This is a genomic window from Intestinibacillus massiliensis (assembly GCF_900155735.1).
GTDB classification, from domain to species: domain Bacteria; phylum Bacillota; class Clostridia; order Oscillospirales; family Butyricicoccaceae; genus Intestinibacillus; species Intestinibacillus massiliensis.
This window is the reverse complement of the sequence record NZ_LT707051.1, coordinates 48,856-57,398: the sequence shown is the minus strand read 5'-3', so window position 1 is coordinate 57,398 and position 8,543 is coordinate 48,856. Positions and strand designations below refer to the sequence as shown.

The window sequence follows — 8,543 nt, the reverse complement described above, 5'->3', positions numbered from 1 at the left end:
TCCCGCGCCTCGTGACGGGCAGCGGCGGCAAGCCGCCCGCCGCCGCGGTGACGCGGGAGGAGTACGCGGCCATGGGCTACGGCGAACGCCTGCGGCTCAAGACGGAACAGCCGGAGCTTTACAGGGAGCTTGCGGCACGGTAACAGAAAGGAAGATCCAACACAATGGCAGGAACTATTTTCGGCATCCCATTCGACGAGGAGCTGTTTTTACAGATGTGGGGCGAGGCGCCCGACCTGGTCAAGGCCGCGCTGCTCGACAGCGGCGTCATGGTGGAGGACCCGGCGGTCGAGGGCATGATCCAGACCGGCGGCAACCTCTACACGATCCCGTTTTTTAATGTGCTGGACGGCGCGCCGCAGAACTACGACGGCCGCACGGACATCACCGCGGACGAGGCCGGCGGCGGCAGCCAGACCGGCGTGGTCTATGGCCGCGCGCGGGGCTTTACCGCACGCAACTTTACCGCGGACCTGTCCGGCGCGGACCCGGTCGGGCATATCGCGGGCGCGGTCGGCCGCTACTGGGCGAAGTACCGCCAGTCCGTGATGATCGGCATCCTGGACGCGGTGTTCGGCATTTCCGGCGCGTCCGGCTATGCCAAGGAATTTGCGGAAACGCACGTCGCCGACCTCAGCTCCGCGACCGCCGCGCCGTACAAGATCGGCGAGACCGACCTCAACGACCTGGCGACCCAGGCGATGGGCGACCAGAAGGGCGCGTTCCGCGTCGCGGTCATGCACTCGAACGTGGCGCGCACGCTGGAAAACCTCCAGCTCCTGGAATACTGGAAGCAGACGGATGCGAACGGCTTGCAGCGCCCGCTGAACATCGCCGCCATGGGCGGTTACACCGTGGTGATCGACGACAGCGTGCCGGTGCAGGCCGTGGGCGGCGAGGGCGAAAACAAGGCCCTCAAGCGCTACACGACCTACCTGCTCGGCGAAGGCGTGCTGCGCCACGCGAACGGCCGCCTCGACCACCCGGCGGACACGCGCTACGACCCGGAGAAGAACGGCGGCCAGGAGACGCTGTACACCCGCCTGCGCGAGACCATCCACCCGAACGGCTTCAGCTTCAAGGTGCCGTCCTCCGGCTGGACGGACTCCCCGACGGACGCGCAGCTGTTTTCCCCCGCGAACTGGTCGGTCAAATTCGACCCCAAGGCCATCCCGCTGGCCAAGCTGGTCACGAACGGTTAAGCCCATGGCGTATGCGGATTACGCCTATTATACGGGCGGATACGGCGGCATGATGCCGGAAACGGACTTCAGCCGCCTGTCCCGGCGGGCTTCGGCCTACCTCGACCGGATGACCTTCGGCCGGGCGGCGCGCCCGCCGGAAGCGCTCGCGGGCAAGGTGCGGGACGCGTGCTGCGCGGTGGCGGACGAAATGTACCGGCAGGCGCAGGGCGGCGAGGTCGCCGGCGTATCGAACGACGGCTACCGCGAGACCTACGTCCCCTCCGGGAAGACGCCCGACGCGCGGCTCTATGCGGCGGCGGCGCTGTACCTGGGGGCGGCCGGGCTGCTGTACAGGGGGTGGTAGGCGTGCTGTTTTGCGGCGAGGCCGTGACGCTGGTGCGCCACAACAAGGGCAAAATGGGCGACGCCTTCACTTGCATCCCAGTCGCGGGCGCGAGCTGGTTCGCGGTGGCGGCNGACCTGTGGGGGCGGGAATTTTTTAAAATCGTATCCGTGCGCGACAACCGGCGCGGGCGGCTGCGGCACTGGGCGGTGCGCGGGGCGTGAGGCAGGCGCTGCGCGCAGGACGGGGGGCATGCAAATGAACATCATCGAGGCGCTGCACGGGTACGTCAGCCGGTACGGGCCGCTGCAGGACGGCCGCATCAACGTCGATTTCCTGCCGGGGGACGCGGGCAGCTACTCGCTGGACGTGGCGCCCTGCCGGGAATGGGTCAAGCGGTACGTGGACGGCAGCGGCGTCAAGCAGTTCCTGTTCAACCTGTGCAGCCGCGAGGCCATGGACGAGACCATCCGGCAGCAGCTGGACAACCTCGGCTTTTACGAGGGCTTCTCGCGCTGGCTCGACCGCCAGACGGCGGCGGACGACCTGCCCGCGCTCGGGCAGAGCCGCACGGCGCGCGCGGTGGAGGCGGTCCGTTCCGGCTACGCCTTCTTGCAGGGCGGGAATACGGCCAAATACCAAATCCAATGCAGATTAACCTACTTTCAGGATAAGGAGAGATAATTATGGCAAATACCGTGATGAGATACCAGGTCGCCGACTATCTGGGGACGGCGGACGGCAAGGGCGCGACAACCTACGCGCTGATGGGCATCGGCTTCAACACGCTGGACGAAAACCCCTCCGCGCAGACCGAGGGCAAGACCTATATCAACCAGAAGGCGCAGACCAGCCAGGTCAAGGGCTACCAGCCGTCCTTCCCGTTCGATACCGACCTGATCAAGGACGAGGCGGCGGTCATGGCGCTCTACGAGGTCGGCCGCAACCAGCTCACCGGCGCGGCGGCGGAAAAGGATTATGTCCGCGTCGAGCTGTTCGAGCCGGTGGCGAGCAAGGAAAACACCTTCAAGGCGCGCAGGTTCCGCGTGGCCGTGCAGGTCGATGCGGTCGCCGGCGCGGGCGGCGAGGCGATCAAGGTCACCGGCAACCTGATGGGCGTGGGCGACTTTACGGACGGCGAGTTCAATACCGCGACCAAGGCGTTTACGGAGGCCGGCAGCGACCCGGCAAACCCTTAAATGCCGCCGTCCCCACGGAGGGGGCGGCGGCGGGCGGCAATTTTGATGACGGCATGGAGGGGAAAGATGGGTTTTGAGTTTAAAAAACGCGGCTTCCCGGTGGAGGTCGCCGGGCATCCCTTCACTTTGGAGACCGGCACGGCGGCGGCCAGGAAGCTGGAGGCGTTCGGCGCGGAGGCCAAGCGCCTCGCGGGCGAACTGCCGAAAACGGCGGAGGGCATGGAAACGGCGTGGGGCTTCCTGGCGGGCACGCTGGACGGCCTGCTGGGCGACGGCGCGACGGATACCATCTTTGCGGGGCGGGAGCACGACCTGTTCGACCTGGTGGACGTGCTGACCTACCTGTGCGACGCCTACAAGGCGCAGGCCGCCGCGGCCACGGCGCAATGGGCTTCCTGACGGAAAGGCCGCCGGCTACAGTGGAGGTCGGCGGCCGGGAAGTCCCGGTCAACGCGGATTACCGCGTGATGCTGCGGATCGACGAGCTGCCAGACGGCATGCCGGAGGCGGCGCGCGGCATGCGCGCGCTGCAGCTTTTTTACGGGGAGGTCCCGGCGGATGTGGACGCGGCGGCGGCACGGATGCTGTGGTTCATGCAGTGCGGCAAAAAAGGGGGCGCGGCGGACGGCGGCGGCAAGCCCGCGCAGCCGGATTTTTCGTTTTCCCATGACGGCGCGCTGATTTACGCGGCCTTCCTGGAGCAGTACGGCATCGACCTGGTGGACGTCCCGTTCCTGCACTGGTGGACGTTCCGCGCCCTGCTGGACGGCCTGTCGGACGGCCACCTGTTCTGCGAGGTGCGGCGCTGCCGGGCGATGGAGCTGGGCAGGGTGAAGGACAAGGAGCAGCAGCGCTATTACCGCGAGATGAAAAAGCGGTACGCCCTGCCGCTGCCGGGGGGCGAGCAGGGGCGGCTGGACGCGATCACCGAGGCGCTGCTGCACGGCGGGGACGTAAACGCGGTGTTGTAAATAAGCACATGATATGGTATACTGTCCCTGAAACAGGAGGGATCGTACGATGAAAAAGGTTTTAGGCGGTATTCTGGCGCTGTGCCTGCTGTGCGGGGCGCTGGCGGGGTGCGGCGGGGGAACGGACGTGAAAAATGCGGAATATGTTACGAAGCATTTTAACGACACGGTATCCGGCGACATCCAGGCGGATGACTTCCGCACGATCAACGGGGATGGGGAACCGACACTTTATGCCACAAGCTTGTCTGCAAACGGTGAAAAGTGCGGCGCGCTGTGGCTCGAAGACAATGACGATGGCACGCTTTTAAATAGCGCGATGTTGGAGCTGTATGGCGGCGCGTTAAAGGATGAAACCTGCGCCATCGCAGTCCTTTCAATCCTGGAAGTGCCAAAGGAGGATCAGGCCAAGGTATCCGCAATGCTCCAAAGCCTGGAAGGCCAAGGCGCTTCAAAGCAAGAGGTTGCAGGATATACCGTCATGGGGTATTTACAGGATGCTTCGGATGGGCCGCACCTCTCCATATCGATTAAAAAATAATAATATTTGGGAGCCAAAAGGATACTAAAAAACCACCTTACCATGTAGGGTGGTTTTTTTTCGCCCAAAAGGAAGGAAGGGAACGATATTGGCCTATGACGGCGAAGTGATCATCAAAATAGACGGCGACGGCATGCTGTCCGGCCTGCAGGGCGCGCTGGAGCGGCTCGGCTCGTACCTCGGGGACGTGGGGGAGCAGATACACGACGGGCTGGAGGCCCCGATGAAGGACGCGGCCAAGGCGGCGGACGACAGCATGGCAAAGANCCGTTCTTCTTTTTCGTCATGTACATATTCCTGGCGGCGATGTTTGCGCTGGTTCTGTCGAACAACCTGATGTTCATGTATTTCTTCTGGGAAGTCACCTCGGTGTGTTCCTTCCTGCTGATCGGCTACACGCGCACCAAGGAGGCGGAGCGCAACTCGTTCCGCGCGCTGTGGCTCAACCTGCTGGGCGGCCTGGCGTTCTGCCTGGCGATCATCACGCTCGGCCTGTCGACCGGCTTTGTCGAGCTGGAACGCATGGTGTTCCTCGGCCGCACGGGCGCGGACGTCGTGCTTCCCGCGGCGCTGCTCGTATTTGCCGGCCTGACCAAGGCGGCGCAGATGCCGTTTTCGCGCTGGCTGCTCGGCGCGATGGTCGCGCCGACGCCGACCTCGGCGCTGCTGCACTCGTCCACCATGGTCAAGGCGGGCGTGTTCCTGATCATCAAGCTCGCGCCGGTGCTGGGCGACAATTCCGCCGGCCTGCTCGCCATGATGGCGGGCGGCATGACCTTCCTTTTTGCATCCTTTGCGGCCATATCGCAGTCCAACGGCAAAAAGGTGCTCGCCTATTCGACGATCTCCAACCTCGGCCTGATCGTGTGCTGCGCCGGTATCGGTACGTTTGAAGCGGCCTGGACGGCGATCATGCTGGTCATTTTCCACGCGGTGGCGAAGAGCCTGATGTTCCTGTGCGTCGGTACGGCGGAGCACCATGTCGGCAGCCGCGATATCGAGGACTTTGACGGTCTGTTCTCGGAAATGCCGCAGCTCGCGGTATGTATGTCGATCGGCATCTGCGGGATGTTCCTCGCGCCGTTCGGCATGCTGATTTCCAAGTGGGCGGCCATGAAGGCGTTTATCGACTCCGGCCACGCCGTGCTGATGCTCGTGCTGGTATTTGGCTCGTCCGCGACCTTTTTCTTCTGGACGAAGTGGCTCGGCAAGATCACCGCGATCGTCGCGGGCAAGCGCAATATCGAGCGCACCGTCCATAAGGAGGAGTGGTTCGTCCTCAAGGGGCTCGCGGCGGCGCAGGGCGTGCTGAACGCCGCGATGGCGGCAAGCCCGGTGGGGGTGATTACCGTGGCGGTCGCGGCGCTGATGGGCGGCTTGGCGCTGCTGGGCGCGGCGACGCGGGACACGACGTCCGCGGAATACCAAAGGGCAGAGGCGGCAAAAGCATCCCTTGCCGCGGCGGGAGAACAGTTATCCGCCGTGCAGGAACAGGCGGCGGCGCTCCGCGACCTTGACAACGCGCAGCAGCAATCCATGGAACGGAGCCTGGGCGAGGTGGCAATCACCGAGGCGCAAATACAGGAGCTGGATAACCTGACCGACGCAAACGGGCGCGTTAAGGAGGGGTATGAGGCGCGCGCGGACTTCCTGATGGGGCAAATCAATAAATTGATCCCGGATGCAATCCAAAAGAACCAGGATGAAGCGGGCAGCTATTATACAATCACGGATGCGATCGACGATATGTTGGCAAAGAAAAAAGCGGAGGCCGTCCTGAACGCGATGGAACCCAAATATGCGGAGGCGGTTACCAATGTGATGCAGGCTGAAAAGGAACGCGCCAGCATCGCCGATAAATTGTCCGACGCGCAGGAGAAACTGAAAGCATCCCAAGAGCATCTGGAAGAGATGCGACAAAACGGCAACTGGGAATATAGCCAGGAGTTTCAAAAGGAAAGCGAAGCCTGTGAAGCCCTTAAAGACACGGTTTTGACGTTATCCGACGCTTACCGCGTACAGGATGAGACGGTAACCGAATATTACGGGACCATCAATCAATATGAATCGGTCGCGGAATCCATGACGAAGGGCACCGATGAAATCGAGAAGGCGGTTTCCGGCGTACAGTATGCGTTTAAAACTTCTTCAGAGGCCTCCCTCAATGAACTGACCCGACAGCGGGATGAAATCGCGGGCATCTATGGGGATATTAAAGAGCGTGCGGAAGCGGGTATCATCCAGGTCAGCGATGCGACCCTGATCCAGTGGGAAAATATGCTGAAACAGGCGGATCAGGAGATCGTAGCGGGTTCCGACAACCTAATGGCAGATTGGCAGGCCAGCCTGGTTGCGGGCGAACCGGATGTGACCGCTGCCGCACAGCTGATTGCCGCAGGCGTGCTAGACAAGGCGGATGTAGCGGAAGCGGTCGCGGAGCAGGGTTCCAAAGCGACGCAGGCATGGAAGGAAGGCTTGGCGGCGGGGCAGCCTGATATCGACGCCACAATCCAGTCTATTTCCAGCGGCATAATCGCGGGTACAGACGTATCCCAGCAGATGGACAGCGTCGGCAAACAGCTCGCGCGCGGGCTTGCCTCCGGCATCGAGGCGGAAAAGGCCGAGGCGCTCGCGGCCGCTACGCGGCTTGCCTTGGACACGGTTTCCGCCNGTCCGCGGCCGCGCGCGGCGGGGGCGGTTCCTACCGGGAGATCGGCGCGCGGTACATGGAAGACCTGTCCTACGGCGTGAAGGCCGGGCGGGACGCGGCGGCGGACGAAATGGCGCGGTTTGTCAAAGCTAACGTCGAGGCCTACAAAAAGAAGGCCGACGACGAAACCGCCGTGCTCGTCAAGGCCAAAAAGGAGCAGATGGGCAAGGTCTCCAAAGCGCAGAAGGATGCGCTGCAAAAGGAAACCGACCAGCTCCAGAAGGACGCTTCGGACAGGAAAAAAGCCTATGAGGACGCGGCAAACGGCGCGGCCGCCGCGTATAAGGCCAAACTGGCGGAGGGCTTCGACGACGCGCTCGATATCACAAGGCAAAAGGTCACGGCGATCACGGACGCGTTCCAGAAGGCGCACGACGCCGTTTCGCGGCAGCAGGAATCCATGCAGTCCAAGCTGGCGGGCTACGGCGATATGTTCACGGCCGGCAAATCCGGCGACCTGACGCTCGGGGACATCGAGAAGAACATCGAGGCGATCAAGCGCTATGACCAGGCGCTGACAGCCCTTGCGGAAAAGGGCGTTTCGGACGAGTTCATGGCCAAGGTGACGGCCCTCGGCGTGGACGAGGGCACCAAGTTTGCGGAAAAGCTCGTGCACATGGGCACGGACGGCTTTTCAACATATATGGACGCCTGGGACGAGCAGCAGCGCCTGTCGCAGGAGGTCTCGTCCAGGTTTTACGCGGGGCAGTTCGAGGCGCTGGACAGCGGGTTCCAAAGCAAGCTGGGGGAGGCCCTCGCGGGCGTGCCGGGCACGATGGCAACCCTCGGTGCGGAAANGGCAGGCGGGCGGCGGCGTGATAGATACGCTAACCGGCGCGGTCGCGGAGCGGCAGGGCGCGGTGCGGTCGTCCGCGGGGCAGACGGCGCAATCCTTCTGCGACACGGTAAACGCGCGGTACGGGCAGTTCCGGCAAACCGGCCTGTACGCGATGCAGGGGCTGGAAACCGGCCTGCGCGAGGGCGGGCAATCGGCGATCAGCACGGCGGCCTGGATCGCGGACAGCATCATTTCCGAGATGCAGCGCGCGCTGGACATCCACAGCCCGTCGCGCAAGATGGCAAGGCTCGTCGGCAAGCCCGCGGCCGAGGGCGTGGCGGTGGGCTTTGACCGCGAGATGGCAAAGGTTTACCGGCGCATCCGGGGCACGCTGGACGGCGAACTGTCCCGCATTTCCGCCGCGGTACAGCCCCAGGCCGACCGCGAGGCGGCGCGGCTAAGCCCGCAGCCCATCCAGACGGTATACCGGTCGGAGATCGTGGAAAAGCAGCCGGTGGTGGAGTTCCGCGGCAGCCTTGCGGCGCTCGGGCGCGTGCTGGAGCCGCATATCCGCGTCGAAAGCCGCCGGCGCGGCGGGAACCTGGTAAAGGGGGAGATCCGATGATTCAAATAGACGGCGTGGCCTATGACGTTGGGATAACGGATTTGCAGCGCGGGGAAAAACGGGAGTATAAATACGACCTGGTGGCGGAGGACGGCACGCGCCGCTTTGAAACCCGCGCGCGTTACCGCACCTACGACGTGACGCTCGGCAGCCTGCGGCAATCGGAGTACGACGCGCTGCGGCGCGCGGCGG

At 63.7% G+C, this 8,543-nt stretch carries 10 protein-coding genes; all 10 read left to right on the top strand.

Annotated elements, in window-relative coordinates:
* Positions 1-164 precede the first annotated feature (164 nt).
* Positions 165-1,202, top strand: coding sequence for a major capsid protein (locus CZ203_RS03370; protein ID WP_087064771.1), 1,038 nt, complete (start codon positions 165-167; stop codon positions 1,200-1,202).
* Positions 1,203-1,206: 4 nt separating this feature from the next.
* On the top strand, positions 1,207-1,548 hold the full coding sequence (locus CZ203_RS03365) for a head-tail connector protein (protein WP_087064770.1): 342 nt from the start codon (positions 1,207-1,209) through the stop codon (positions 1,546-1,548).
* Between the two features lie 237 nt (positions 1,549-1,785).
* A complete protein-coding gene (locus CZ203_RS03355) occupies positions 1,786-2,211 on the top strand; it encodes a hypothetical protein (protein WP_087064768.1) in 426 nt (141 codons plus the stop codon).
* A gap of 2 nt (positions 2,212-2,213) precedes the next feature.
* Positions 2,214-2,726 carry a hypothetical protein gene (locus tag CZ203_RS03350; protein WP_087064767.1) on the top strand — a complete coding sequence of 171 codons (513 nt, stop codon included), beginning with the start codon at positions 2,214-2,216 and terminating at the stop codon, positions 2,724-2,726.
* A gap of 66 nt (positions 2,727-2,792) precedes the next feature.
* The gene (locus CZ203_RS03345; protein ID WP_087064766.1) at positions 2,793-3,125 is read left to right on the top strand and encodes a hypothetical protein; all 333 of its coding nucleotides are present in this window, start codon (positions 2,793-2,795) and stop codon (positions 3,123-3,125) included.
* Positions 3,071-3,697, top strand: a complete 627-nt coding sequence (locus CZ203_RS03340; RefSeq protein WP_159456344.1) for a bacteriophage Gp15 family protein — start codon at positions 3,071-3,073, stop codon at positions 3,695-3,697. The genes CZ203_RS03345 and CZ203_RS03340 overlap by 55 nt, the downstream gene beginning before the upstream one ends.
* Positions 3,698-3,746: 49 nt before the next feature.
* Positions 3,747-4,238, top strand: a complete 492-nt coding sequence (locus CZ203_RS03335) for a hypothetical protein (RefSeq protein WP_087064764.1) — start codon at positions 3,747-3,749, stop codon at positions 4,236-4,238.
* A gap of 285 nt (positions 4,239-4,523) precedes the next feature.
* On the top strand, positions 4,524-6,989 hold the full coding sequence (locus CZ203_RS15335; protein WP_087064762.1) for a proton-conducting transporter transmembrane domain-containing protein: 2,466 nt from the start codon (positions 4,524-4,526) through the stop codon (positions 6,987-6,989).
* 1,035 nt (positions 6,990-8,024) lie between these two features.
* Positions 8,025-8,351, top strand: a complete 327-nt coding sequence (locus CZ203_RS14475) for a hypothetical protein (protein WP_087064760.1) — start codon at positions 8,025-8,027, stop codon at positions 8,349-8,351.
* Positions 8,348-8,543, top strand: a 196-nt coding sequence (locus tag CZ203_RS14470) for a hypothetical protein (protein WP_159456343.1), incomplete at its 3' end; no start/stop codon positions are given. The genes CZ203_RS14475 and CZ203_RS14470, both read left to right, overlap by 4 nt.